The sequence below is a fragment of the Sphingobacterium bambusae genome (genome assembly GCF_033955345.1).
Taxonomy (GTDB): domain Bacteria; phylum Bacteroidota; class Bacteroidia; order Sphingobacteriales; family Sphingobacteriaceae; genus Sphingobacterium; species Sphingobacterium bambusae.
In genome coordinates this window covers 3,253,312-3,279,515 of the sequence record NZ_CP138332.1, presented here as the reverse complement: position 1 = coordinate 3,279,515, position 26,204 = coordinate 3,253,312, and the positions used below count along the sequence as shown (strand labels likewise).

Here is a 26,204-nt window from a genome sequence, read left to right as displayed (position 1 = left end):
AACTATCTTATATATGATTCGATCTTTTTCTGTTTCTGTATATCTCTTATGCATCACACCGATAAATCACGCCTCTATTTGGCGCAAAGTGAATTGCTGCTGTTCCCCAAAAACAGCCGCAGGTAGATAATTCAAAGGTATTGTTTTACGGCGCCGAGCACAACAAATGTGGCTAAAAGAATAATATATGTAGGCTAAAATTGACAGGACTAATAATATCCCTGCGACTGCATTGCCAAAACAAAAAAAGGCGCCGTAAAGCGCCTAGAAAAAATATAAAAATCAGTGACCTGAGCCCTATGGCACGGTGGTCGTTGGCACCGCCGGATTACGAACGCAACGGACATTCCGATAGCCAGCCGATAAAATATTAATGCCTAACAAAGGAACATTAATGTTGTTCAAGAGCGCTGTCACAACCTGTGTATTTTGTGCTGCCGGATCCAAAAAACCACCGGGATTATTAGTACCTAAATAATAAAACGTACCTATTCCTGCTACAACATTCAGGATTTGGTCATCCGCCCACAGATGTGCACGCGTACCTTGTTGGTTGTAATCCAAGCCGATATTTAACACATCGTTAATTAACGCGATGGTGTTACCAAAACCGTTTGCATAAAAAACAAGTTGGTTGCTCGGATATGGGCTAACGGTACCTGTAGACGCCGTATAGATTATAGGGCGACCAGCAGCTGTACTGAAGGTATGCGCAGTTGACAATATGCTTTGATACTCTGTAGGCAATGGTGTCCGCCAAGCACCCAGCGGGTAAACCCGGAGGCAGGGATCACCTGTCCCAGCTTGACCACCTGGTGTAAGACCACGCCAAGGCCAATAACTTTCTCTATCTATCTGATAGGCATTTGTACTATAGAATCGGTAAGGATTGTGTCCTGTCGTGCTATTACCGTTAAGGAATAGATTGGATCTAGCCCAACGCGCTGTACCTAGCGTAAGTGGCGATTCGATTAAATCTATTCGGGCTTTTTTGCTGCGTCCTGCAGAGGTAAAAGCGGTCACATTAAACTGAAATGCGGCAGAGCTGGTAAAATTCCGCGCTGTCGACGTGCCGTATGGCGTTACCGACAGGCTACTCAGGGTTACGCGCATCGTCGGTATCTGATTATTGCTAACCGTGTAATAATAGGCCACCTTTTGATCTCCCGCGTTTGTTCCCGGCAGATTGGGCAAATTGGCTACCGTATATACGGGCGAGGTGGCGGTTGTTCCGCCCGTAACAGCTCCCGTCAGTAGATTGCAATTCCCTCCTGTCGTAAAGTAGTCTCCGCCTAAGGTAACGGTTACACCAGTCAGTGTAGAAAACATCCCCATGGTATTAATCTCGACGGCCACCCGGTTGGTACGGTGCAGCATCACAATATTGAGCGGCGTATTTCCGCTGGCCGAAATATTTTGCGTTCCGGTCGCTGTGATCAGGTCACGCGTACTTGAAGTAGGTACGACAGGATTGTTGTAATCGGCAAGATCCGCTACTGCCAAGGTATCGTTGTACGAGTAAGCATACCATCTGTAGGTTTCACCGCGCGCCACGTTGATACGCAATTGCGTACCGACAATACCCTGCTGGGAAGCATGAAACATTCCGTTGGCGCGGTACAGCACGATCCTGTAGCGCACCCGCGAAGCCAAGGGCACAGCGACCATCCGCTTTCCGCCACTTGTATGCCTTACCGTTGCCCCTTTTTGTAGGGCATTCACCGCATAATCATCATCTGCGGGTTGCGCCACCTGTGCATCAAAATCGGGCAAGGTATAGGCGCTAATATCTTCTTGTGGCACCTGTTTGCTTTTTGCCTTCCCATTAACACTGGAGCTCAGCAACAACTCCTCTGAAATTTCTCCCTCGATACCGGCTAAATTCACGGTAATTTCCGTCATATCACCATCTTGGGGCTCTTCTCCGCCTCCTTTCGAGCAGCCCGCCAAGAGCAGTATGCTACCTCCTAAGACCGTGATAAAGGCGAATTTCGCCAGGTTCTTTTGTAGTTGTTTTTTCATAAAGACACTTTCCGATTGTTCATACCTTTTGTTAAAACTCACCAAGTCCAGAACCCAAGTCATCTTCCGAGGTCCAATCATCTACTTGAGGAATGTCGGGTTGCCCGGAAGGACCTCCAGATATCGTTGCAGACGCTGCAGCGACGCCACTCTCCAGTTCGATCCAAAAGATCAGGATACTGGGAGGCAGGTACAATTGTTTAACGGTGTTTTTCATAGCCGAATCAATTTGAGACCAAACCGCCAAGAAAAAGGCAAAAAAAATAGGCTACATCGAAATTCAGGAGTGCGCAGGCGTAAATCAGTGGATCAAACCACAACGCATGTTACCTAAATGTCTATGAAACCTATGAATCTTTCCGTCAACAAGAAAAAATTGTCAACGCACTCTTCCCGACGGTTAATCGGATTAAAAATATTTTCACAAGCATGATTGTCGCATCACCAAAGTGTGGCTTAACGCAATCGTTCATAAGCATTTGATAGTACTTCTATCAATTTTCTACTACAAAGCTACAATGAATTCTAATTAGTTGTAGTACATTTTTAAAAAATATTAAAAAAAACTACAAAAACTTAAATGCAGCGGGCAAAAAAATATAAAAATTCAAATTAAAATGAATTTATTTAAAATAAGCTTTACTCATCACTAGGCATTGATCACGCCCAAATTCACCGTCAGTAGCGCCATCAACTGTTATTCACTATAGCACGTACGCAGCGCACATTCCTACCTTGATTAAAACTCGTACCGGATAAATTACTGACAACCTCCTGACTGTAGCCGTCTGCCAAATTCAACAAACCTAGCAAATCAAGTCCAGAATAATTCATCCGAAAAAAAGTAGGCCTTATTGCTGTTGGATTGGTTGACGTACCTGTATAATTGACGCTGTAATAATGCCCTTGCCCGTTAACCAGAACAGCCAACAGGCCTGGCTGCTGCGAACGTGTATTCGTAGTGGTTCGGAATCCATAAAACGGCAACCGGAGCTGGTCACTGCCTGTATACGCACTATTTGCCGGCTGGCTAGCACTTCGCTCCCAATTGGCAACGAGCCCCACTCCGCCCAAGAGCAAGGGGGTATACCTCTCCAACGTACTAGGATTTGGAAGCGCCTGATACTCCGCGGCGGTTGGTAGACGCCAAGTTCCAGCAGGATAAACGCTAGCGCACATATCTACATTATTAAATGTGGTGCCCGTAGGGGTCGTCGTCGCGAAATTCCACATATCCAAATTGATATCGAATGGCGTATTAACGGGATGCGGCAAGAAGCGGTAGCGGAATCCCGCTGCCGCAGTACTGACAAAACGAAGATTAGATCTAGCCCATCGCAAGGTAGAGCCTGTCACTTGAACCCCAGATTCTATCAAGCGAGCGGTGATGTCATAACTACTTCCACGAACCGGCGAAAAAGCAGACCCAAAGCCAACCGTATTGTCGGCAAATGTGCGTGTTGCGCCGTCATCCAAGGTGAGGTTTAGCGGATTCAACCGCAATCGCAAACTGTTCGCTACCACGGCACGAGGACGTACGGTGTATATCGTCCCGACCCTAAGCGCCGGGTTTGTCGAAGTCATATTGTTCGAACTTAGCGCCACTTCCTGAAAATTAGAAAAGCTGCTATCGCGCACATTAAAATCTCCGGTCTCGCTTAATGTGCCCCCTTGTGCGATTACGAACGATACATTGGAATTACCGGCAATGTTCCCAAACATCCCGCGCGAATCCACCGTCAACTGAATGCGTGTGCTGTAGCGATTAAAAACGATATTCAGGTAATTCTCGCCAAACTGCGTAAGGATGGTACCCGAGGCATACAAAAAATCTTTATTGGCAATTTGGGCTGCAGACACCACATTGTTGGTCACCGTTGGCGAGCTTCCGCTCTCGTTTGTCGAGACCGCAATCCAACGGTAATTGAAGCCCGAAGCAATGGCCACAGCGGGAAAGGTAGCTCCCACCCCTTCGACATTAACGATCGGTGTAGTTTCGTTCTCGCGATACATTAAAAGCCTGTATCGCACATCTGCCCCAATTGGTTGACGTGCAACAAGCGCAGATCCAGCAGACATACTTAATCCATCCGTCTTTATTTTTCTATCCTTGGATACCAACGAAAGCGGATGGCTTTTCTTGATCTCAAAATCAATATCGTAATCACTTGACGTATATAGCTCGTGCAATACCCCATCTTTTTTGTAGTGCTGCCTCGTCAGGGCTGGCCCTCCACCCCTTGTTGTATTACTCGTCACGGCTGCGGAAGCACTTTTTGCCGTCAACGCTATCGGATCTTCTTCTAAGATAAAATCTTCTAAGCCGCTTACCTGCACCACTAAAGAAGCATCTTCTTCCAAAGTTTTAACGGGATCTTTTGCACATGCCGTGAGGATCAGTACTGCAACGAGAACACATAGCCCTCCTTGTTGTCTAAAAAGCTTATTCATCGTTCAAAAAATTTGGTAAGCAATCGTTAAAGATCCATATCGTTTGAGAATCCTGTACCATTATTCCAATCCTCTATTTGCGGTTGGGTGCCAGGTGCACTACCGGGGTTGATCCTCGCTCCCGTGGAAGCGGCAACGACGGCCGACTCCAAATAAACAACGTCGCATCTCATTTTAGGCCGGGCATAAATTCTCTTTTTCATAAGCAATTCTTTTAGTTTGTCAACAAGTATTGATTGTCAGCTACCTCTATCGTTGCTCGATCCTCAAAGATTGATGCTCTTAGGCGTATAAGCCTCTTCCTCCGTGAAAAATAAATAATTCACACCAATCTTATTTAAACAAAATTAGGCCAAGACTTTCGACTTAGTACCATGTACTGACAATATTTTCATAAGCAAAATAAGCACGCCGAAGCAGGGATTGCTCCTGCGAGCTTACATGAGGTACATCTCGCTCCCCATTACAATTTTCATAAGCATGGCTATTTTTTCGGAAATAAGCCTAAAACCTTGTGTTGATTTTTATTCTAATTTTCTTTTTTTCATAAGCGTTGTTCAAAAACATCCGTTTTTCAACAACAATATTATCATTCCGCTGACCTAACCTTTCATAAGCATTTTGCTATTCGTGTGCGGAGGCACTAAATCCCTAGCAATTAGTCGTTTTGTAGCGATAACACTACAAATATATAAATGTTTTGGATTGTTTTCCAAACTTGTATTTAATTATTTTTTGATTACTAAAAATAAGTAGCAACAAAAAAGCTGTGCTCGACTACTCGAACACAGCTTCTTATCCCATCAATTCCACCACACTGCTTACATTTAGACTCCGCACCGATCCCCCTTCACTGCCTGCCCTACTACATCCCTCCGCACATTACATTACTGTTCCACACACCTATCCTGCTACACTTCTTTTTATCCGCACGATCCCTTCCGCACTTTATGTTCTTAATCATTACGCACACAACGGATATTCATCCCGTAGCGCATATTATCATCTTCAATTTGACTGGCCACAACCGTAGAGTTATTAAAGGAATTTGCCGTACCGAAAACATCTACCCGCATATAATAAGCTCTTGTTGTACCTTGCACAAAAGTATTCGACCAAAAATATCCAGAGGAATTGCTTGTTCTGCTGTAGTTTTCTACGGTATTACTTCCTTTCGCACGTCGTCCCAAGGCCATAAAAGAGGTCCACACTGTACCGTACTCATTGGACGTATTATACGTCCAAGAAGCATAGCGTGCATCGGAAGACTGTCCGTAAACTCTATAGGGAGTCGATGAGGTGTTCGTGCTCACGTTAACCAAAGCCTGTTGTTCGGCAGGAGTTGGCAAGCGCCAGGTATTCTTTGGAAAGGCCAACTTACAAATATCCCGAACGGCCGGTGTCGCACTATTTGAGCTGGTTAACGCTGCAAAACTGAAGAACTCGGTTGTACTCGTCAAATCAGCCACATTCGTTTGGTAGATATTCGAGCTTCTGTTCCGGAAACGGTAACCTGTATCTCCAGCACGGTAATACAAATTCTCTCGTGCCCAACGCACACCGCCTACTTCCACAGCCGACTCAATCAAGGTAATCGTTGCGGTATAGCGCTTGCCCAATTGCGGCGTAAATGATGTTGGGAAGGTAAAGGTCTTATCATCAAAGTTCCGTACCGATCCATCATCCAAGTTTACTTTTAGGTTCGTTAAGGTTACCTTAAAATTGGAAATAGCCGTTGTACCCGAGGTATACAAGTACGCCACCTTCACCGAGTCACCTGTAGCCGCCGCTGCATTTGTCCAATCCAGCAAATCGCTTTTCGTTGTATTCGCACTCGTATTGGTATATACGCCTGTCTTCAAGTTCAAGGTACCCGAGCGTAGATCGCCCGCCGTACCATTCGTTCCAGCTACAGAATTGATGGTCGTAAAAAGTCCACGTGTATCCACTTTCACGGCGATGCTCGCCAAGCGATGCTCAAAAACAATGCTGATCTTGTTGGATCCTGCTACCGTGGTCAAGGTTCCCGAATCGTAGAGTAAGCCAGCCGCACCCGCTGTCGTCGTAATCGTCGGATTCGCCGTGTTCGCAGGTACAGGTACCTGTGTTTGCGAATTGTACGAGTAGGCATACCACTTGTAAGTTGTATTCTTGAATACCGGAAAAGCAGGGCTTAAGGCTGTACCTGAAGTCGCATCGATGGTACCCACATAGTTATCGTTGTTATCATAGATCAACACCCGATATTTGTTACCAGAAGTCATGGCCGCCGCCACGTTACCGGTAGATCCACTAGCAGCCGAACTCACCTTGCTATTGATAAAACGCCCGCTAGCACTCTTCACGGTATTATCCTCCTCGGTCAAGGTCACAATAGCGTCGTAACCATCGCCCACCACCTCGCGCGCTTCGCCCACAATGGCGGCTGCCGCGGGCACAAAGGAAGTATTGACGGCTGCAACCGACTTTTTGGTCGTTGCCCGCGTTGTGCTTCCCACATTACCCGAAACAGGCACTAAGTCTGGCGTTTCCGCAGGCGCTGTTTCATTCCCCTTAATCACACCTGCATCCGCTACTTCACTCAAATTCTCCACCGCAAAGCTTAGCGAGGTTTCGCTATCGACTAGTTGTTCGGAGGTTTCCCCTTTGGAACAGGACGCGAATATACTGCCTACAGTCAGCAACGATAGGAAAACTACAAACCGTTGCACATTATTTGAAAACATCATCTTCATCACACAAAAAGATTGATCCTTTATATATACCTTACCTTGCGAGAATCTACAGATCGAAATTTCCGTTCTGTGCACCCGAATCCTGCCAATCCTCTACCTCAGGATTGAAGTTGTTAGCACCAGGACCACCTGGCGTAATCGTTGCCGATGCCGCTGCGATGCCTTGTTCCAACTCGATGATCAACACCTCCAACATTGGAGCTTGATATGGAAGCCCCCCTAGTCGTTTTTCCATTGTATTATCTATTCTTATATTTTCCTATCGTGATGACAGCGCGGCTCAAGCGCGGATCATCATAAAACATATTGTCTACCCCACCTTTGTGGTCTACTTCCAATTGGCTGGATGGTACACCAAACTCACGAACCAACACATTGTAGATGGCCTGCGCACGTTCACGGCTCAAACGCTCGTTCGTTGATTTAGAACCCGTTCCTTTATCCGCATAGCCTACAATCGAGTAGCTCAACTCCGGATCGCCTTCTTTGATAATTTTGGCGAAGAAGCCCAAGTTCACACGAGCCTCGTTGCTCACCGTACTCTTGTTGATCGGGAAGGTTACCAAAATTGGCGCTGCCAATACGTTCTTATCCACCAAAACCTCCGTCACCGTATTATTTTTCGCATTGGCCAACTGATTCTTCAAGGCGTTGTTATCCGCCGCCAATTCATTGACTTTATCGCGCAAGGCTCTCAACTCGCCTTCATTGGTAATGCGAATCACCGTTTTAGTCTTGTCATCCCAAGTACGTTTGCCAAACTTGTATACAATACCTACAGCGCTGGTCAACATCCCTTCATCCTTACGTCCCCCCAACTCGCCATCAAAACGGTCATGCACCAAACTACCACGGATATCCAAGGTCAAGTCCCAAGAAGGGCTTAAGCGAAAGCTGTTGAAGAAACCCAAGTTTGCACTCACCTCTCTCGATTTTGGTTCTTCCCAAGTCCACATCGCCCCAAGACCTACATACGGACTGAAGGTGTAGAAACGCGTCGGATTATATCCTCCTAGCATATTGCTTACGTTAAAAAGCACATCCCCATGAAAGTTGAGGTACTGAAATTCCTGTCCATAAAGACCTTGCGACTCATCATACACCACGCCTGTGCTGTGGCTTCCATTTTGGGTCACCCCTTTGTTCTTCAAACCGTTCAAGGCCAAACGAACACCAATACCCGGCGTAAAATGTTTACCAAGGTGCAGCTCATAAGCTGGCACGATACGATCGCCAAAGGCCATTTGACGGTTGTGGTCGCCATAAAAAAACTGTCCACCAACACCCGCTCCGATAAACCAGTTATCAAAAAATTTGTTGGTGATAACTCTGTGTTTCTCGCCGCTTACTTCCACCGTCGAATCCGGTGTTGACATCCCTGTTTGTGCAGATGATGCAAAGACGCAAAGTGAAATCCCCAAAGTCAGTAAAATCGTTTTCATAGTTTTGATGCTTTTTATGTTGCTTATATATTTCTTAGTTTACTTGTTTAATTTTCTGTTTTCCATCGAATCAACCGCAGCGATCACAAGCATTAATGAGACAAAGTTATTGATTAGCTTAGGTCGGGCTTGTCGAATAAAAGCTACATTCCGCGGTTTATTTATTCTTGTAGCGCGATCTCTACAAGGGTAGGTAGAAATACCTACAACAAGGCAATAGGGAATTGAATTATTCAAAGATTTTAGGCTAATTGGGAAAATCAGATGCTTGTGTAGCAGACTTGGCCTTGCCGTTTTGCATGCACCCATCAGGCGACTAAGCCCGTCAAGTCGCCCGAAACGCAGTGTTTAGGAAAATGAAAACAGGGTAAAAAAAGCTATTTGGAAGGTGTAGAGGTAGTTTTTTGCAAAAATCGCAGGCAAAATGCTACGTAGCATTCGTGTATTGTTCAAACACAAGAAAGCTTTGTACATAACCTATAGCTGATTGTAAACAAACTTCAAGCTGTTGCATAAGGACAAAGATGTGTCGTACAAGAGCTTTTATTTGTCGTTTGTTGCATTTAAGACAGATTTCTGCTACGACAGATCAAACTTAACCAACACATTGTTCTAGTTCTTGAGCAAGAAAGCATCGCTCGTCAACGATACAGCATCTTGACGAAACGACAAAGAATCTCACAGTATCTTAGTAGTATTGATTTTTGCCTTTGACATAAAGTATGCTTTCGTTTAGCGAATGCTACGTAGCATTCGTTCGTTGTGTTGGCACTACAGATCACCGTTAGGAGGGTTCAACGCGTTGTTTCTTCACAATAGTATATTGTTCTTGCTCAATGAATTTTAGTACTGTATCCTAGGAGCATTGTTTCCGCAATACAAACCTTTGTAGCAGCAAAAAGGATACATGTTTATTGCAAAAGGATGAGCACATGTGTAAGACAATATATTGTTGTTGTTATCTGCTTTGTCGTTCTTGCCATACAGGTCGCAGTTCATATGTGCGCTGCTGCATTATTTGCTGCTAGCTGCGCAGCTGTTGTTGGTGCTAAAGAAGCTCAATAACGGAATAGAAAAAGCCCTAAAAAAAACGTGGACGTCACGGTACTACCGGTGACGTCCACATCTCTTGTTAGCAGGTATCTCTTAGCGTCGGAAAAGACGCTTAAAGAAGCTGAAGAATCCCGGATTTTCTTTTTGGTAGCCATAGCCGTAACCATAGCCATAACCATATCCATAGCTGGATTTCAGCTTGCGGATACCGTTCAGCAGGATAGCCATATTGTTTAACTTGCCTTTGCGGTAGATCTTTTCGATCTCAGGCAATAAGCGTTTGTCCATCGCGCCGGCACGCACCACAAAGACCGTCAGTTCCGAGATACGGTTTACGACGGCGGCATCGGCCACCAAGTCAATCGGCACATTATCGACAATAATATAGCGGTATCTTTCTTTTAATTGTCCAATTAAAATGTCTAAGCGCTTGCTGAGGAGCAGCTCCACCGGATTAGGCGCAATGACGCCAATCGGGATCACATCCACACCCCGACCGATGCTCGCGCGGTAGGTAATATGATCCAAGGAAACCGCCGGATCGGCCAAAAAGTGCGTCACCCCTTTTACCGAACCCAATTTCAAGTGATCACTTAAGGTTCCCTTACGCAAATCCAAATCCAGCAGCACCACATTCTGCAATAAGAAGGTTAAGCTTGCCGCCAAATTGACTGCCGTAAAGGTTTTTCCCGCCCCCACATTAAAGGATGTAAAGGTAATCACCCGAATCTCCCGCTCGGCGGACGACATAAAGCCAATATTGGTACGCAAAATACGGAAAGCCTCCGTTGCAGGATCACGCCCCTGCTCGTTCACCACCACATCGTCATTCGCACGCATGGTCTGTTTAGCATAGGGAATCTCGCCCAAGAAAGGCACCGAAATCGCCTCTTCAATATCTTTACGCCCATTCACCTTGGTATCCAACAAGAGCAGAAGCATCAGCACCACGGTGGGCAATACCAGCCCAAAGCCTACGCCAGTCATCACCTTGCGCACCTTGTTCGGGTAAAATGGTGCTTCACTGCCTGATGGTGGATCCACCACCCGCAGGTTGTCGTCGGTCATTGCCTGGTTCAAGGCATTCTCTTCGCGTCGGTTTAACAAGAGAATATACAGCTCCTCTTTCACCTTCTGCTGCCGTTCAATGGACAGCATCATACGCTGTTTGGCGGGCAAACCTTGTGCTTTGGCACGCGAAGCCGCCTCATCTTCTTGCAAATTGCGAATACGAATACGCAGCCCCATGACCGAATTGTCTACCGAGCGGTAAATATTATCCCGAATAGCGCCCAATACGGCATCCATATCCTGCACAATCGGGTTGGCCGAGTTGTTGCCCTGCACCAGGCGGTTGCGTTTTAATAAGACCGCGTTGTATTCGGCAATCTGCGTTTCAATATTATCATCCACCAATCCCGTATTACTCGGAATCAAGCTACTGCTTTCGTTGGCATTATCTACGCGATCGCGCATTAAATTCACCAAACGCAGCTGCGTTTCAATACTGCGGGTAGAGGACTGGTATTCACGACTTTCTGACCAAAACACATCGGTTGCCGTATTCACATCCATACCCTCGTTGCGGGCTTTCATCTGCTCGAGATTGGTCTCCACATCGCCCAGCTCGCTTTCAATAATGGCAATCCGCTCTTTGATAAATTCTGCAGAATTCTTGGCCACCCGGTTTTTATCTTCTACGGTCTCTTGGTTGTATACGGTAACCAAGGTTGCCAACATATCCGCGGCACGTGCCGCCGACACATCCTCCATGGACATGGAAAGTAGAGAGGCATCATCTTGCATTTGCTCAATACGCATGCGGCTTAAGAAATAGCCCACCATGGCCTCGCGCGCCGTTTTGACCACCGTTACCGGCTCGCCGTAGTAAGACTGATCAAAGGATTTCGTTTTTTGGATAATAATACGTCCGAAAGGCGTTTTTAGCTCGCGCCCAATAGGCACCTCGGTAAAGCTTTCTAGCTCGCCTTCCGTGATGGCAAAGCGCACTTTTGTGGAGTCAATGGCCGTGAGTTTAAACGCAAAATTGCTTTCCGCTTTGGCGTTGAGGAATTTCACGTCAAAAGGAGATTCCCGGTAGAGCTCCATGGTACGCAATCCTTTTTGCACCGAATAGCTCACGTCGGCATGCAAACGGGCAATGGTATTGCGCATTAATTCCTTGGAGCGTAATTGCAAGATCTCCCCCGCAACATTGACCGTATTGTAATAATTATTTAATCGTGTGACCCGATTGACACTCAGGGTGTTGGTCGTACTTTTGATCATGACCGTTTGTGCACGGCTGTATAAAAACTGGGTTTTGCTATATTCGTAGTAATAATAGCCGCCAAAAATCAGGATAGACAATACAAACCAATACCAATGCAAGAGCAGGTATTTAATCAGGTCGATTAGGTTGAGCGACTTGCCCTCCTTTTCTTTGCTTTCGAGATAGGGATTGTATGATTGCTGGTCCATAGATTACAAAGCAATTAGTTACGCATCAAGTTCAAAAGGGTTAAGACCATGGTCGCCACACCGGTGAGTAAACCAAAGTACATGATTGTTTGGCTCTCGCGAGGCGTCATTTCCGCAGAGCGCGGTTCCACATAGACAATATCATTCTGCTGCAGATAATAGGTAGGCGAATTAAAAATATCCATTTTCTCAATATCGTTCAGGTACATTTTCCGACCTCCCGCCTCCTCCCGAATCACAGCTACCTTATTTGTTTTTGCATTAGCAGAGATTCCTCCTGATCGGGTAATCGCTTCAATCAGGGTAATTCGGGAATCCGGCACATCCAACACTCCGACAGATGACACGGCCCCCATCATGGTAATCTTGAGGTTCATCAATTCAATTTTGATCACCGCATCACTGATCAGCTTTTCGTTGACCATTCGATCGCGCATCATATCACGCACGCCATCCAAGGTCAAGCCTTCCACATTCAGCGTACCCAAAACCGGAAACTCTATATTTCCTTCCTGATCCACCAAATAACCTTTGTTGATATTAGACCCGGTAACCGGCACATTACTTACTGCTCCTTCTCTGGACACATTATACACACCTCCATCTGGGTTAAAAGGCACAGCCAATTCCGGATTTTTGGAGGTCACCTGTATGCTTAGGCGATCGTTTTTTTGTACACGCAAAGGTGGTACCAAGGCCGTATTATAGACCTTGTTGGGTTCCATATCTTTGAGATAAACCACTTTCTTAGGCACAATACAAGATTGAAAGGCAAATAGGCACAAAGCGAAGAGAAGGATGACCGTATTTTTCATCGTGATAAGTTGTTGTTTACATTGAAATTGATGCACAGCTCATAGTGCATGCATGTGTCAAAATTTTGTTCGTTCTTGTACAATCTCCGCATGGCAAAGTAGCGCGGCCTCCGCATTGGGCAAGCATTGCAGGCTTCCCACAGGCACCTTTGTCAACATGCCTTGCAAGATCGATGTCATCGCTCCAAAAAGGCCACTGTTCCAGCGCAAAGCAGATCCGCTGGGCAGCAATGTTATCAAAGCTTCTTTGCCTCTTTTCCATTCCAGTTTATTTTCCTTGGCTTGCGATAAACGAATCACCGCTTGCAACGCTACACCCATATTTCTATAGCAGGGGGTTTTACCGCTCCAAGGTGTGCCATACACCCATACTTGGTTATCATCCCCTAGTCGGATGGCCGGATTATCGTCGTTCAGTAGCTGGTAGCCCGACAAGTAGGTCAGCCACAACCTGCTGTGCGTACTTTTTCCGGTTCCGCTCTTCCCTAAGAAGGCCACACCCTTCCCGTCTTTCTCGACCACCGATGCATGAATCAGCAAGGTATGGTGACGTAGCGCCGATTGAGCGAAGGTAACCATTAACAACCAAGAAAGCACCGTAGTTGACTGTATTTCGTTTTCCACAGCGTACACCTCATTGTGGAAAAAATCTTTTGAACTCCGCATTTTCCATGCCTGTTGCCTATTTGAAGTACGTAAAATGGTGTAGTAGTAATCTTCCGATTCGCGAAACTGAAAATGGTCGCCCCATACCAAGGACTCTTCACTCAGCAGCTTGCTCGCGCTTAATTCATCACGCAAAGAATCAAAGCACACGGTTACGGTATGCATCAGGCTATCCTGCGGTTCCGGTAAAAAAAAGGGGGTAAAACTGGGTAAAGCTTGGGCAATATCCACCGACTGGGGCAGCGTCACCTGCACATCGAGATCGGCGACCCGATAATAGAGCAGCTGTTTATCTTCGTTTTGGTTGTTGGTTGTTTCTTGCTTCATTAAGCCTGCATGTAAATCGTTTGTTGGCACTGTGCGGCCAGTTTCATATCGTGTGTTACAAATAGTACAATTTTATCTTTGCCGGCTTCCAGTAGGCGTTGCACAATGGTTTCCGATGTTTCCGGATCCAGTGCCGAGGTAATCTCGTCAAACAGCCAGATGGAGGCATCCTGCATCATGGCGCGCGCAATGGCAATGCGCTGCGCCTGCCCTTCGGAAAGGCCATAGCCCGACTCGCCGATAACCGTATCCAGACCTTGGGGCAAGGTATACACAAATTCGGCATTGGCCAGATAGATGGCGTGCTTTATACGCTCGGCATCGATGCTATTGCCATACACTAAATTGTCCAGTATACGCCCGCTAAACAGGGAGTTTCCCTGGGGAACATAAGCAAAATTCCCGCGGTGTACATTGGATAAAACACGTAATTCCTGATTTTGTTCTATAAAAATTTTTCCTTGATGCGGTTTGATCAGCGCCAACAGCAAACGGATCAGCGTAGTCTTCCCGCGACCGCTGGATCCAATAATCGCGACCGGCTTTCCCGCCAGAATTTCTGCCGAAAAATCAGCGATCACCAGGCTATCCTCATAGCGAAAGCCCAATTTTTCCAGCACGATGCGTTGGGGATGCGTCAATAGCTCCGTTTGCACTTCGGCTTCCTTCTCGTCGTTCTCCAGTTCCAACAAGCGGTCTACCGCTGTTCGAAAGCGGATAAACTGCGGCACAAAGCCCATGGCCTGCAGAATAGGCGTTTGTATACGCCCTACCAGTTGCAGAAAGGCGGCCATGGTGCCGAAGGAAATCTCGCCGGCATGTAGGCGATAGATACCCCAAACAAAGGTCAACAGGTATCCGCCATTGATGGTCAACTTCATCACGGTTTGGCTCAGGATGGCAAAGTTTTGCTGCGCCATCTTTAGGCTGTAAATCCGATCTTGGCTATTCTTTAGCTTTTCCTCCCGTGCAGGGATCAGCCCCAGTGCCCGGATCAAGAGGCGAAAGCGCAGGTTCTCTTGCAACACATTGCCGAAACCGCTCTCCGCCTGTTTTACTTCCGCATTTAAGCGACGCATCTTTCGAAAGTAGAGCTTGGAAAACAAGAAAAGCGGCGAAATACCTAAGATTACTAGGGCCAGCATGGGATCCATTAGCCAGAGAAAACCGACCGACGCGATCAAGCGAACAATGACCAGCAGAAAGGAAAGCGCACCTTGGCTCAGCATCTGCGAGACCTCCGCACTGTCCGTCTGCACGCGCAACATCAAGTCGCCCGTATGCCAATCCTTGGCATACTTCCACACGGCTCGCATCTGCCCAGATAGCAACTTTCGCTGCAAGCCCAGCTCCATTTTTAAGCTGGTAGCTTGGTTCCAACGCGTCGATAGGGCTTTGAGCAACAGGCCTAGCAGCACTGAAGCCAACACGCCCAACAGGGTATAACGCAAGTTGCCCGGTATGGCGTGAATAGCCTGATCAATGGCCTTTTTGGAAAAGAAAATAAAAAGCAAGGAAAGCCCAATGGCCAGGAGCTCGATAATAAAGTAACCGAGCAGGGGTTTCCGAAAATTTCGGGTCAACGACCAGGCCCAGCGCAATTGATATGTTAGCGAATATACACGCATTCCATTATTTAAAAAGACGGGAATAAAACTGCAGGAGCGGAAAGAAAATGGTCTCGTAAGGTGCATAAGGCACATAGCGGGCGAAGTTATGCCGCCAGCGCTTGAAACTATCCACGCGCTGGTTCAGCGCTTCTTCCTTCGCCAAATCCACGCGCTCATCGTGAAAACCAAAATTACCCGCCTGCAATATTTCGTTCATCATCCAATCCGATTCCACGCCGTTGGCAAGCGGAAAAGGCAGGTATTTCGCATCCAGCCCCATATACTTCACCAGCACGAGATGGAGCCGGTCAATCCATTTCCGAATGCCCAAGCGTTCATAGATCTGCTTTAAGCGTTCTCCATCCACTTGATCGGCATAATACTGACAAATGCGTGCCGAATCACAGAGCTGTCGTATACCGATTCCATAGGAAAGCAAATGTTTCAGGATATGGGCATTAACCTGCACAAAGGAAAGCAACACCGATGGCAGTTCCACGGCTGTTTCCCCCAGTTGCAACGCTAAGGCATGTGCCTGCTGCTCTTTCTCCAAGCGTTTCAGGTAAGCGCCCACAAAAGGGTTATGCAAATCAAACAAACGCTGGTGCATCTCCGTATCGCAATTTTTCCAAATGCTGCTAAAGCTAAATCCGGCTTGTTTCTCGGGATGCAGGTTACGCTCCTGCAGGATAGTATAGAGGCTATCGTAATCTTTCTTCTCGGCGACATACCAATCGATGTCTCCACAGATGCGTCGATTGGGGTTGGGGTAGCAACGCGCCAAGCCCTGTCCTTTCAACAACATGGCCGAGACCTTATGTTCTTTAAAAAAATGGGATTGTGTCGCAATCACCTTGTTCATCCAGAGGTTGCGTCGCTCAATTGCATCTACGCGCACCGTCCAGCGCAACAGCAGGGATTTTGCCGGCAGATAGGCCGCCGGCAGTTTCTGCAAGCCATCAAATAAAATGCCTTCCACGGTATGTTTCATGGCCAATTGGTAGAGCTTTTCCCAGTGCAGATCGCTGATCGGAAAAAAGTCTTCCACCTGTTCTTGCGCCCGCTCCCAAAGGCCTAAACGCAAGACGCACAAAAAAGGTTTATATACCGCTTCCTCCCCCATGCACTAGCCTTTTACCAAGCCCTGTACCTGGAAAAGTTCAATAAGCTTCGCCGCATCTTGCCTGGCCGTTTGCTCATCCACCTCATAACGATCCAATAAGAGGGTGGTTACATCGGCAAGCGTAAAGTCTTTCCCTTGTAGTTGTTCCCAAAGCCAAGCAGCGGTTTCGTTCAAGGTGTACACCCTAGACATATCAATTTGGTCTTGCCCGGGTTCCACAATGATGTAATCGTCGCCTACGTGCCGCAGCATTAAATCCTTTCTTAAAATCATAGTCCAAACTTTTCAATCTTTTTTAACTTCGCCAGCGCCCGTCTCAACGGACGTAAATAATACCAGCTCATTCCTTGAATCCGTTGTAAGGGATCCGCAGCATCGTATACCTGTTTATCGTTGCGGGAGGCCGACAGCGCAACGGCTATAATATCGGTATCCTTGACCCACTCAATCTGTACAAAATTGGCATCACCCGCCAAACCCAACATGCCTTTTTTACGCTTCACCAAGCGGTGCAACACATAGTTGTCTTGCCAGCGGGCCAAAATCAGGTCGCCCATCTTCCACGGTCGCCCAAGCGGCTTTTTAATCAATACCTTATCCCCTTCAAACAGGAAGGGACGCATGCTTTCTCCCTTGATCAAGAAAGATACCTGTCGGCCTTCCTCCAAGAAGGGTGCAATATAGTCGAAGAAAGCTTGGTTGTTGACGATCACTTTTCGTTTTATTTCTGTCATCTAGTTGGATGGCATGTTATCGTTATTAAAATACACAAACCAAATGCAATTTGTTCAAAAAAATCGGACAAATTATAATTTACGTATTTACAACCCAGTTATTCCTCCGCCCCCTGCAACACTTGGCGATAGCAGTCCAAGGCTACTTCCACCATATGCGCACGTGTGAACAGCGTTTCAAACCTCCTTTTCGCGCCCTTGGAAAGATGCGCATACAAAACAGGATCTTCGCCAATCTGTTTGATCTTCTCGGCCAACTGTGCTGCATCTTCTATGGGCACGACCAAGCCGGATACAGCATCTTGATTTACCCAACTGACACCCGACTCCGGAATATCAGCCGATACAATGGGCTTCGCACAGGACATGGCCTCGATCTGCACGATGGCAAAGGCCTCCGTTTTCAGAATCGATGGCAAGCAGAATAGCGCACTGGCTGCAAAATAAGCCGGAATTTCCTCATCCGCAATATATCCGAGCAAAAATACTTTATTTTGTAGCCCACGCTCGACAATAAGCGCTTCCAAACTTTCTTTTAAAGGGCCTTTCCCCCCGATCAGCACACAGTAGTCATCCGGCAGCGCTGCGGCAGCTTCCACTAAATAGGCGTAGCCCTTATATTCCACCAAGCGGCCTAGGGAAAATACGATCTTTTTGCCCGCATAGCCCGCCTGAATACGGGCCACTATTTCTGCATTTGGCTGTAGCGCTTCCACGCCAATGGGAATATAGCTGGTCTTATGCTGCACTTTTCGCAAGAAAGGAGATTCTGCCACATATTTGGGCGTGGTGCCCACAATATGATCCGCCCGCTTGATCAGCCAATTTTGCAAGGGCGTATAAGCCTTCAGCAGCAGTTTCTGTTTCAGGATATCGCTATGCCAATGCAGGATCACCTTTCCTTTGTAGCCGGAGAGGAACAAGGCCAAACAGGCCATGGGGTCGGGGTGGTGCACATGGATAATCGTATAATTTTTTGCGATACGGCGGAGCGTGCTAATCATCGTCGGCGCCAATTTGGTCGCGGCCGCACTGATCTGCGTGGGCATCACAAAAATACGGGCCAGCGGATTTAGTTGGATGGTCTCGGCGGGATGCTCTTCGGTGGATGCACAAAGCATATCGCAGGGTGTTCCCGCTTCGGAAAGCCCCAATAGGAGGTCATACATCACCTTTTCCACGCCACCCCGAATAGGGTAAAATTTACCGAGTTGTAATATCTTCATCGCTTGATTTTATTCGTCCAACAATACCTTAAACAGGGCTTCCCAGTCTCGCACAACAGGCTCCGCAATACTTGTGGCCGTCACCGGATGCAAAAAAGAACGGTCGCCCTCGATCAGCTGCTGCATCTGTTGAGCCAACAGCTTGGGGCGGTTGGTCGGGAAAAAGGCTACTTCAGCATTTCCCTTGGCCGTCTCGCGAGCGTAAGGCAAATCGGCCAGCAGCATGGGTTTGCGAAACGTTGAAAATTCCGATATGGGCAAACCCCAGGTTTCTACCTTGGAGGGAAAAATAAGGCAATCGGCCTCTTGGTAATAGCGGAACAGGGTTTCCCTCCCCAAGTAGCCTAGAAAGCGTAATGCCGGGATGCGCTGTCCCCAGCGCTTGTACAGCCATTGCGTGTAGCGGTTTTCCTGTCCGCTAATGGTCAGCAAAACCTCAAAGTTATGCACACCGCTGTTCCAGAGCTGTTCGGCGGCCGCGCAAATACATTCGATATTCTTATGGCTATCCGAGATCGCTGGATAGATAAAAGTTGTTTTCTCCTTCGTGGAAACAGCGACAGGCATCGGCAGGGCTTCGGTCTCGCTATGCGGCGGCGCCACAATAATCTTGCTGAAGGGCAAGTTGAACATGCGGACAAAAGCGTCCCGAAACCATTCCTGTTGCACCACCAGGTACTTATTCTTGTGGATATTCTTGCGGTAAAAGAAGCGGGAGAACAAGGCAAAAGCCACAATCTGCGGCGCAAAAAAAAGATCCTTACGATCCCATTTTAAAAACGGAAAAGAGTTATGGCAATACACGGCGCGGCGTTCGGCTTGCACCGAGGGCGTGGTATCATGCAGGGAAAGCCATAGGGCGATGGGCTGCAGTTCTTGCGCCACTTTACGCAGCGATACATATTCATACCAAAGCCGGTTTATCCAGCGCTTTTTGGGCCATTGGGTTTCTATATAGTCGATATGGGGGAAATCCGCCAGTTCCTTTTTATAGACGATGGCGACAATACGGTAGTCGGCACTTGCCGCCAAGCCCGATAAATAAGCCAAGCATTCGCGTAGAATACGCAGGGTACCTCCGCGGTTTAAATTGACGGCGGAGACCACAATGGTCTTCCGTGCGGTGTTTTTAGCGCTTTTCTCCATGTGCTTTTTGCAGTTCTGCAAATAGGTTTAACCATTGGGTCATCACGACCTCTTCCGTGAAATCTTGTGAACGGCACTTCGCGGCCTCTCCCATAGCGGTGCGCAGCGGTGCATCCTGCATCAAGCGCAGTAGGCGCTCCGTCAAGCCTACTTTATCGCCTTCGGCCAATAGAAAGCCGTTCTCTCCTTCGCGGATCACATCGCGCGGACCGCATTTGCAGGCGTAGGCCACTAAGGGTAAACCACAGGCCTGCGCTTCTAACAGCGCCATGGGTAGTCCTTCATAACGGGAGGTCATGGCGAGCATGGCGTGTTGCCGGTAGGCCGATTCGATATCCCGGACGGGTACTTCTAAATGCACCACATCGGCCAGCCCCAACTGCGCTATTTGTGCTTGCAACTTATCGTGCAGCGGCCCTTGTCCATAGATATGCAAAGACCAATCGGGGCGTGCTTGCTTGACCGCCGCCCAAGCATCAATCAGGTCTTCAAAGCGCTTTTGATCATCATAGCGTCCTACGGCGATAACTTGCTGCTGCTGCAGATCCGAAACGGCCGCGGGAGCAAAACTATTGGCATTGGGAATAACTTGGATATTGGGCAGATTGCCCCAGTAGCCCTGATCTTCTTGGGTAAGCACCACAAAGCGGGCATACTGCCGGGCATAGTGCAGGTCTTGCTTGCTTCGGTATCGGTTCACCAGCGCCCAAATACCGGAACGCGCATATTGCAAGCGTTTAAAGCGGGAGAAATGTATCTCCAGTATTTTGATACTGCCATCCGCAATCTGATGTAAAAAGGAGACCTCATGATCAAACATGGAGATGCTGATATCGGCTTTTAGCTTTTGCAACAGCGTTGTTAAACGTTTCCGGTGCAGCTGTTGCTTCCGCGCGTAGCTGAGCACCTTATACAATAACCCTCGTCCATTATTGTGCACATAGTTAATCCCCAGGTCATGCTGTTGTATCCGCGCATCTAGGACAAAGAAATTGGGCTTTCCTTCTTGATCTGTCGTGATAATATGTACCTCGAAGCCCATGCGCGCAAAATAATTGGCCTTATTGGCCAATACCCGCTCCATACCGCCGGAATTGCTCGTTGCGGCTATGCAGTAGACGATCTTCATGTGGCGGGCGATAATGGAGCCGGAACGGCCATCCGCCGAACAAAAGGCTTTGTTTCAATGCCATCGAGGCAATAAAAGAGCGCATAGATCACAAAGATATCTGTGGCCACTTTAAACCAAATCACAAAGGTAATAACTAAAAAACATAAGAACATCAGGGCATAGCGCTGGTTTTGCTGGGCAAAAATATAGGCATTGTACACAAAAAACAGGGCAAATGCCGCAAAGCCGGTTAGCCCGCAGTACAGGATAAAACGGCAATAGCCAATATCCGTGCTGTATACAAAATTATCAAACAATCCGGATCCTATAATCCAAGTTTTGGTATCTTCGGGCCATATCCACATCTCCCGATTCAGCTTATCGGTGGAGTCGGTGCGCCATTCCCCTTCTTCTACCCAGTTGAAAAAGCCTTCAAAAGCAAAACGCATATTATCATGAAAGGCCTCATCGGTCTGGTACAGGTATACCGAGAGCGCGACACCCAAGACGAGGATCAGCACAAAAATCAAGAAGAGCGTAAAAAAACGCGACCGAATTTCCAGTTGCCAAATACCCGTGGAAACGGCCAAATACAGCAAGGCGGTGCCAAAGCCTAGAATGGTGGTGCGCGCCATCATATTCCCGATAAGGGTAATCGTAAAAAAGGCAAGCAAGAGCAAGGTCACTTTGCCGCTATGCTTTCGGATGCTGGGATCTTGAACCAATAAGGTAACCAACATCACTAAAACCAGCGAGAAACGAACCCCAGCCGTATCCAAAGCCGCGCCAATACCGTATAAGCGATCCACCTCTTCAAAAAACTCCTGCCCTTGACTCACATAGGTATCGACGAGTATTTGAAAAGAGGGAATTCGGTCGATCAGAATGGCCGACACACATTGCCCAAAGCACACTGCAGTAAGATACAGGGTAATCAGTTTAAAATTAACTTCCCCGTGAAACCAACGTATGATGGCACAGACCGCGTAGGCACCAAAAAGCCAGACCCCAAAGGAAATATAATAGTTGGCATAGGCGTAATCTACCGTATGGTTCACATCGGTGGAATACAGGCAGATCATGGAGAAGAGGATTGAGAGGCCTATAGCGCCTATCAAGTTTAAGGAAATCGTGTAACGCTTGCTCTGCATACTATTGTAAACCAACAATATAATACCAACGAGGGCCAATACGTTTTTGGTATTTAAGCTGCTGGGCAAAATAGATAGCCCGATTGGAAAGTAATAAATACTGACCAAAATTGTTAAAAATAGGTATTGCAGCAATTTCAACATCCGATTACCGATAAATTATGCCGTAGACAAAACGGATGACAAAATAATAATATCCTTTCAATAGCCAAAATTGTTTTTTGACCGCGGCATATTGAAGCAGTCGGGTGCGCCAAGGCAAGCTGCTATTTTTTAACACCAAGCTATTGGCTTCAGGAAACCAGCTTAACCAGCGTTTATACTGATTGCTTTTGGGGCTAATTAAAAAAGGTAGTTTGATATTCAGCTTTAAAAAGCCAATTAAATCGCCCAGTTGCGCGGCATATTGACTTTTTAGCAAGAAGGTTTCGAGCGCTTGTATATTGGCCGAAACTTGATCCATATGCTGCTGGCTGTAGGTTTTGGTCAAAGAGGCTTCGTTGGATTGCCGGTAATGGTAAAACGCCTTATCGATATAGGCCACCCGCCCAGCATGGACAAATAATTTTGTCGTCACCATAATATCCTCCCCCATATTCATGCCCGGTATAAAACGAATCTGATAATCTTCATAGAGGGAGCGCTTCACCAAAAAAAGCCAAAGGTTCCAACGCATCGTTCCGCGTAACATCATCTCCAAAGCTTCCCATGCTGTATGAAAAGCCGGTTGGTTCATTTTACGTTCATTCTTATCAAAGCTCAAATACCAATTAAATCCTACGATATCGGCATCCAACTGCTGGGCTTTTTCCACAGCTTGCTTAATGGTCTCCGGATCTACCCGATCATCGGCATCCACATAGTAGATATAATCACCTGTTGCATAGTCTAAGCCAGTATTCCGTGCTGCGGCAACCCCCTTATTCTGTGTATGATTGATTACCTGTGCAGTTTTGAGACCCGTTGAAAAATATAAACAGAATTTCTCTAAAAGTTCTAATGAACCATCTGTACTACTATCATTTATAAAAAGAACTTCTAAGCTATCGTAGTCCAAAGCCCGTAAGCTAGACAAACAGCTATCCAAAGTAAGAGCCGCATTGTAAACTGGAAGGATAATCGTGACTCTAGCATGTCCTCGTATCATACATGTGAATTCTTAAAGGGTGAATTGAAAAAACGCATCAAGGATTAAGCTCTGCTACCTGTAGCAAAAGCTAATACACTGGGTAAAAACTTCTTGAACACATAATAAACCAACAAAATAACACCAATACACATAAAGGGAATCAGCAAGTACCCAATCAGCATTCCCCAGCCAGAAGCACTCATCGGTGTTTTTAACCATAAAGCCTTCAGCTTATCCAGAAAATATATGGTATGTACGGCATAGATAAAAAATACGGTCGGTGCTAGGGAGATCAACTTTTTTGTTAATCGCCCACCTTTTGCGCTTTTTATAGCAGCGAAATAAATAGCGGGTAGTATACAAAGGAGAAAAGCGCGGTAGAAATATTTGGACAAGAAGTGATTGATAAAGTATAAGTCAAGTAGCAGAAATAATACCGCTAAAAATAGGAATAGCTTCCCATAGCGTAAACAGAAGGGCCGCGCATCGACTTTATACACACCCATGTAAGTACCCAAGCCGAAATACATAATTGCGGTACTACCAAGCCCAGGAAATCCTGATTCGAACGCGCTTAAATAGAACAATACCAAAACAAGCAGGCCAACATATTTTGTTGTATTAAAAAAATAATAAAACAAGGGACTTAGGACAACCATAACCATTAAATCGCGTATATACCAAAGAGGAATGTTGATCGGAAGCCCCCAAAATAAATCAAAAACAGTATTGATTTGTAAAACCCTATAGTTGGCGTTAATTCCTAAACCTAAAAAGGTGTAAGATACCTGCAACGTCACAATAATAGCTACAATAATGACATTCCAAAAAATGTAAGGAATTAATAGAGTCTTCACACGCTTTCCCAATTGATCGGTATATGTTGAGAAAGACCAGCTCTTGCTTTTCAAAAAAAAGAAATAACCAGAGAACACAAAGAAAAACGGTACAGCTAACTGCCCTATATGGTGTGAAACAATTTCGGAGATGGACAAAAACAGGCTATGTCCATCCAAGTTCCAAGATAGCATTTGCTGTTCCGACGGAGCCATATGTACAAACACAACCAGAATAATCAGGGGAAACCGGAGCATATCAATCATCTCCGACTGTTTTTGCAATGCATTTTCAGTTATCATAGCTTCAGCGTTTTATCTTCTCCAATATTTTCGTAACGACCTCCATATTTCGATCATTAAATTTTCGAGCAAACAGAAAGGCTTTTGTATTCAGTTTTTCCACATCCTTATCCTCCCAATCGTACAGCTGATTATCCCGCCACTGGATCAATCTTTGAGAGCCCCTACCCTCGTCTGTTAGATCATAAATCTGCTCTCGAAAGGGCGAATTCCAACAGGCGGTTTGCACAAAAATTTCGTCTGCACAAAAAGTATATCGGTAACGCTTTAGAATCTCCTGTTTTTGTTGTAGCAAATAAACCACGAACTCTCCGGTTAAGCTCAACCATTGCGTACCTTTTTTTAACTCGATATCGGTATTTCTTAGGATGCCGAATATAAACTGCACGCGTAGAAAAAGAAAGCGTAGGGCTTGCCGCGTCTTGTCTGCCACGCTACCTATAGATCTAAAATGTTTGGGAAAAATATGATAGCGTTGCACTTTACGCGAAATATGCCCGCGTTGATCGCCCTGCGAATAGCCAATAAATTGCTTCGCAGGATGACCTGCGCAGAAAGCATGTATATTGTCTTGCGACTGCAAAGGTAGGTCGACCCCTGATAGTAAATGGTAATGACTGTATATCCCCGTATCTTTTGCTTTTTGAAACAACAAGAGTTCGGCTTCGACAATGCTTACGTCGCCCCAGCTTATCGCTATTCGCTCCTTCAACACATGTAGCTCAGCATGCTCCGTCTGTAACAAAGGGATTGTATCGACTTTCTTATCTATATGAATATAGATATCGTTCCGCTTATCATCCAATGCAGCGATTAAGATTTCCAGTATTTCGAACTGGTTATGGGCCAATATTAAATAAGCATGTTTCATCAGTATGAACGATTTATAACGATTCCGACTCTGTTAAGATATATGCATGAACGAAAGAGCTGAATCTCTGCAAAGCATCATCTCGGTAATAGCTCATCTTATGTATACTCGTCGCTTGAAGCGCCGTTTCATAATCGACAAAATCGACACTTGGGTTATTAATTTTTGTTTGTAAAAGATGGGGTAGCACGTCACTTACCATTACACAAGTTTCAACCTCATACTCACGCATCAATATATCATAGACTATCTGGAAAAAGAAATAATCGACGATACGTTCTTGTGTCTTCCAGTAATATAAAATAAGATCCAAGAGCATCTCTACCATTTTATTCCCTTTCTTTGCAAAAATAAAGCTATTAAGCATACGCACCCGAAAATCTGCTTGCCAGCTCCAATAAAAGGCATAACTGTTTTCCCAATAGGCTTTATTTTTTTCGTTCTGATCGCGTTGATAAACAAAAAAATCTTGTTGTGTGTAAGACTCTGGCAGTACATCCGAGAGTAAAGTTGTTGCATCAAGCCAAACGCCACCGTAAGCTTTCAATAAGGCCAAGCGGAGTAAATCCGAAAAAAAAGTACGATTAAAACTTGTATTAGCCGCTCTTTTAGCTGCCACAAATGTTGGCAGATCGATGTAATCGCCAATATTACCGTCATCCAGACGAATGACCACATAATCGCCTTTGTATCTATCGACCGAAGCAAAAGAAAGACGAACGACCTCGGGCAAATTAAGATCATGCTCACCTTGCCCCCAGTATTGCCAAATAATTTTGTTTGGGGGGAGTTCTCTTTTTGCAATGACACTGTAATTCGGAAGCTTTCCGCTAACATAATCTTCGATAATAGGCTTCCAAAAATTATAAACTCGCTTATGCTGCTGGATGATTTTCCGCTTCCGGATATATCCCCAAATTTTTTGCACAGCGGTGTTATTGACCAACTCCGCTTTCCATTTTTCAAGCATAC

22 protein-coding genes are annotated in these 26,204 nt (G+C 46.2%); all 22 read right to left on the bottom strand.

Annotated elements, in window-relative coordinates; translation table 11 throughout:
* Positions 1-297 precede the first annotated feature (297 nt).
* Positions 298-2,022, bottom strand: a complete 1,725-nt coding sequence (locus SCB77_RS13610) for a hypothetical protein (protein WP_320182555.1) — start codon at positions 2,020-2,022, stop codon at positions 298-300.
* A 31-nt stretch (positions 2,023-2,053) separates the two neighbouring features.
* Positions 2,054-2,239 carry a hypothetical protein gene (locus tag SCB77_RS13605; protein WP_320182554.1) on the bottom strand — a complete coding sequence of 62 codons (186 nt, stop codon included), beginning with the start codon at positions 2,237-2,239 and terminating at the stop codon, positions 2,054-2,056.
* A 473-nt stretch (positions 2,240-2,712) separates the two neighbouring features.
* Positions 2,713-4,473 carry a hypothetical protein gene (locus SCB77_RS13600; RefSeq protein ID WP_320182553.1) on the bottom strand — a complete coding sequence of 587 codons (1,761 nt, stop codon included), beginning with the start codon at positions 4,471-4,473 and terminating at the stop codon, positions 2,713-2,715.
* 26 nt (positions 4,474-4,499) lie between these two features.
* Positions 4,500-4,676, bottom strand: coding sequence for a hypothetical protein (locus tag SCB77_RS13595; RefSeq protein WP_320182552.1), 177 nt, complete (start codon positions 4,674-4,676; stop codon positions 4,500-4,502).
* Positions 4,677-5,429: 753 nt separating this feature from the next.
* Complete coding sequence (locus SCB77_RS13590) at positions 5,430-7,202, bottom strand: FISUMP domain-containing protein (protein WP_320182551.1); 1,773 nt, start codon at positions 7,200-7,202, stop codon at positions 5,430-5,432.
* A 52-nt stretch (positions 7,203-7,254) separates the two neighbouring features.
* Entirely contained in the window at positions 7,255-7,443 is a 189-nt protein-coding gene (locus SCB77_RS13585; protein WP_320182550.1) for a hypothetical protein, read from the bottom strand.
* A 4-nt stretch (positions 7,444-7,447) separates the two neighbouring features.
* Positions 7,448-8,650 carry an OmpA family protein gene (locus SCB77_RS13580; RefSeq protein ID WP_320182549.1) on the bottom strand — a complete coding sequence of 401 codons (1,203 nt, stop codon included), beginning with the start codon at positions 8,648-8,650 and terminating at the stop codon, positions 7,448-7,450.
* Positions 8,651-9,796: 1,146 nt separating this feature from the next.
* The gene (locus SCB77_RS13575; protein ID WP_320182548.1) at positions 9,797-12,184 is read right to left on the bottom strand and encodes a GumC family protein; all 2,388 of its coding nucleotides are present in this window, start codon (positions 12,182-12,184) and stop codon (positions 9,797-9,799) included.
* 14 nt (positions 12,185-12,198) lie between these two features.
* The gene (locus tag SCB77_RS13570) at positions 12,199-12,999 is read right to left on the bottom strand and encodes a polysaccharide biosynthesis/export family protein (protein ID WP_320182547.1); all 801 of its coding nucleotides are present in this window, start codon (positions 12,997-12,999) and stop codon (positions 12,199-12,201) included.
* Positions 13,000-13,056: 57 nt separating this feature from the next.
* On the bottom strand, positions 13,057-13,992 hold the full coding sequence (locus tag SCB77_RS13565; protein ID WP_320182546.1) for a hypothetical protein: 936 nt from the start codon (positions 13,990-13,992) through the stop codon (positions 13,057-13,059).
* Positions 13,992-15,620, bottom strand: coding sequence for an ABC transporter ATP-binding protein (locus SCB77_RS13560; RefSeq protein WP_320182545.1), 1,629 nt, complete (start codon positions 15,618-15,620; stop codon positions 13,992-13,994). Before SCB77_RS13560 ends, SCB77_RS13565 begins: the two co-directional genes overlap by 1 nt.
* 4 nt (positions 15,621-15,624) lie before the next feature.
* Complete coding sequence (locus SCB77_RS13555; RefSeq protein ID WP_320182544.1) at positions 15,625-16,725, bottom strand: nucleotidyltransferase domain-containing protein; 1,101 nt, start codon at positions 16,723-16,725, stop codon at positions 15,625-15,627.
* Between the two features lie 3 nt (positions 16,726-16,728).
* The gene (locus SCB77_RS13550) at positions 16,729-16,998 is read right to left on the bottom strand and encodes a PqqD family protein (RefSeq protein WP_320182543.1); all 270 of its coding nucleotides are present in this window, start codon (positions 16,996-16,998) and stop codon (positions 16,729-16,731) included.
* Positions 16,995-17,459, bottom strand: a complete 465-nt coding sequence (locus SCB77_RS13545) for a S24 family peptidase (protein WP_320182542.1) — start codon at positions 17,457-17,459, stop codon at positions 16,995-16,997. The genes SCB77_RS13550 and SCB77_RS13545 overlap by 4 nt, the downstream gene beginning before the upstream one ends.
* 98 nt (positions 17,460-17,557) lie before the next feature.
* Complete coding sequence (locus SCB77_RS13540) at positions 17,558-18,685, bottom strand: glycosyltransferase (RefSeq protein ID WP_320182541.1); 1,128 nt, start codon at positions 18,683-18,685, stop codon at positions 17,558-17,560.
* Positions 18,686-18,694: 9 nt separating this feature from the next.
* Positions 18,695-19,831, bottom strand: coding sequence for a glycosyltransferase family 4 protein (locus SCB77_RS13535; protein WP_320182540.1), 1,137 nt, complete (start codon positions 19,829-19,831; stop codon positions 18,695-18,697).
* Positions 19,815-20,960, bottom strand: a complete 1,146-nt coding sequence (locus tag SCB77_RS13530; protein ID WP_320182539.1) for a glycosyltransferase family 4 protein — start codon at positions 20,958-20,960, stop codon at positions 19,815-19,817. The genes SCB77_RS13535 and SCB77_RS13530 overlap by 17 nt, the downstream gene beginning before the upstream one ends.
* Positions 20,957-22,237, bottom strand: coding sequence for a hypothetical protein (locus tag SCB77_RS13525; protein ID WP_320182538.1), 1,281 nt, complete (start codon positions 22,235-22,237; stop codon positions 20,957-20,959). The genes SCB77_RS13530 and SCB77_RS13525 overlap by 4 nt, the downstream gene beginning before the upstream one ends.
* Before the next feature lie 4 nt (positions 22,238-22,241).
* The gene (locus SCB77_RS13520; RefSeq protein WP_320182537.1) at positions 22,242-23,240 is read right to left on the bottom strand and encodes a glycosyltransferase family 2 protein; all 999 of its coding nucleotides are present in this window, start codon (positions 23,238-23,240) and stop codon (positions 22,242-22,244) included.
* Positions 23,241-23,284: 44 nt separating this feature from the next.
* Complete coding sequence (locus SCB77_RS13515) at positions 23,285-24,361, bottom strand: acyltransferase family protein (RefSeq protein WP_320182536.1); 1,077 nt, start codon at positions 24,359-24,361, stop codon at positions 23,285-23,287.
* Positions 24,362-24,365: 4 nt separating this feature from the next.
* Positions 24,366-25,232 (bottom strand): beta-1,6-N-acetylglucosaminyltransferase, encoded by an 867-nt coding sequence (locus SCB77_RS13510; protein WP_320182535.1) that lies wholly within the window; start codon positions 25,230-25,232, stop codon positions 24,366-24,368.
* 13 nt (positions 25,233-25,245) lie between these two features.
* A complete protein-coding gene (locus SCB77_RS13505) occupies positions 25,246-26,202 on the bottom strand; it encodes a capsular polysaccharide synthesis protein (protein WP_320182534.1) in 957 nt (318 codons plus the stop codon).
* Between the last annotated feature and the right edge of the window lie 2 nt (positions 26,203-26,204).

Excerpts from the sequence above, each read along its gene's own strand:
- SCB77_RS13610 (WP_320182555.1), bottom strand. The coding sequence starts at position 2,022 with ATGAAAAAACAACTACAAAAGAACCTGGCGAAATTCGCCTTTATCACG.
- SCB77_RS13605 (WP_320182554.1), bottom strand. The coding sequence starts at position 2,239 with ATGAAAAACACCGTTAAACAATTGTACCTGCCTCCCAGTATCCTGATC.
- SCB77_RS13600 (WP_320182553.1), bottom strand. The coding sequence starts at position 4,473 with ATGAATAAGCTTTTTAGACAACAAGGAGGGCTATGTGTTCTCGTTGCA.
- SCB77_RS13595 (WP_320182552.1), bottom strand. The coding sequence starts at position 4,676 with ATGAAAAAGAGAATTTATGCCCGGCCTAAAATGAGATGCGACGTTGTT.
- SCB77_RS13590 (WP_320182551.1), bottom strand. The coding sequence starts at position 7,202 with ATGATGTTTTCAAATAATGTGCAACGGTTTGTAGTTTTCCTATCGTTG.
- SCB77_RS13585 (WP_320182550.1), bottom strand. The coding sequence starts at position 7,443 with ATGGAAAAACGACTAGGGGGGCTTCCATATCAAGCTCCAATGTTGGAG.
- SCB77_RS13580 (WP_320182549.1), bottom strand. The coding sequence starts at position 8,650 with ATGAAAACGATTTTACTGACTTTGGGGATTTCACTTTGCGTCTTTGCA.
- SCB77_RS13575 (WP_320182548.1), bottom strand. The coding sequence starts at position 12,184 with ATGGACCAGCAATCATACAATCCCTATCTCGAAAGCAAAGAAAAGGAG.
- SCB77_RS13570 (WP_320182547.1), bottom strand. The coding sequence starts at position 12,999 with ATGAAAAATACGGTCATCCTTCTCTTCGCTTTGTGCCTATTTGCCTTT.
- SCB77_RS13565 (WP_320182546.1), bottom strand. The coding sequence starts at position 13,992 with ATGAAGCAAGAAACAACCAACAACCAAAACGAAGATAAACAGCTGCTC.
- SCB77_RS13560 (WP_320182545.1), bottom strand. The coding sequence starts at position 15,620 with ATGCGTGTATATTCGCTAACATATCAATTGCGCTGGGCCTGGTCGTTG.
- SCB77_RS13555 (WP_320182544.1), bottom strand. The coding sequence starts at position 16,725 with ATGGGGGAGGAAGCGGTATATAAACCTTTTTTGTGCGTCTTGCGTTTA.
- SCB77_RS13550 (WP_320182543.1), bottom strand. The coding sequence starts at position 16,998 with ATGATTTTAAGAAAGGATTTAATGCTGCGGCACGTAGGCGACGATTAC.
- SCB77_RS13545 (WP_320182542.1), bottom strand. The coding sequence starts at position 17,459 with ATGACAGAAATAAAACGAAAAGTGATCGTCAACAACCAAGCTTTCTTC.
- SCB77_RS13540 (WP_320182541.1), bottom strand. The coding sequence starts at position 18,685 with ATGAAGATATTACAACTCGGTAAATTTTACCCTATTCGGGGTGGCGTG.
- SCB77_RS13535 (WP_320182540.1), bottom strand. The coding sequence starts at position 19,831 with ATGGAGAAAAGCGCTAAAAACACCGCACGGAAGACCATTGTGGTCTCC.
- SCB77_RS13530 (WP_320182539.1), bottom strand. The coding sequence starts at position 20,960 with ATGAAGATCGTCTACTGCATAGCCGCAACGAGCAATTCCGGCGGTATG.
- SCB77_RS13525 (WP_320182538.1), bottom strand. The coding sequence starts at position 22,237 with ATGTTGAAATTGCTGCAATACCTATTTTTAACAATTTTGGTCAGTATT.
- SCB77_RS13520 (WP_320182537.1), bottom strand. The coding sequence starts at position 23,240 with ATGATACGAGGACATGCTAGAGTCACGATTATCCTTCCAGTTTACAAT.
- SCB77_RS13515 (WP_320182536.1), bottom strand. The coding sequence starts at position 24,361 with ATGATAACTGAAAATGCATTGCAAAAACAGTCGGAGATGATTGATATG.
- SCB77_RS13510 (WP_320182535.1), bottom strand. The coding sequence starts at position 25,232 with ATGAAACATGCTTATTTAATATTGGCCCATAACCAGTTCGAAATACTG.
- SCB77_RS13505 (WP_320182534.1), bottom strand. The coding sequence starts at position 26,202 with ATGCTTGAAAAATGGAAAGCGGAGTTGGTCAATAACACCGCTGTGCAA.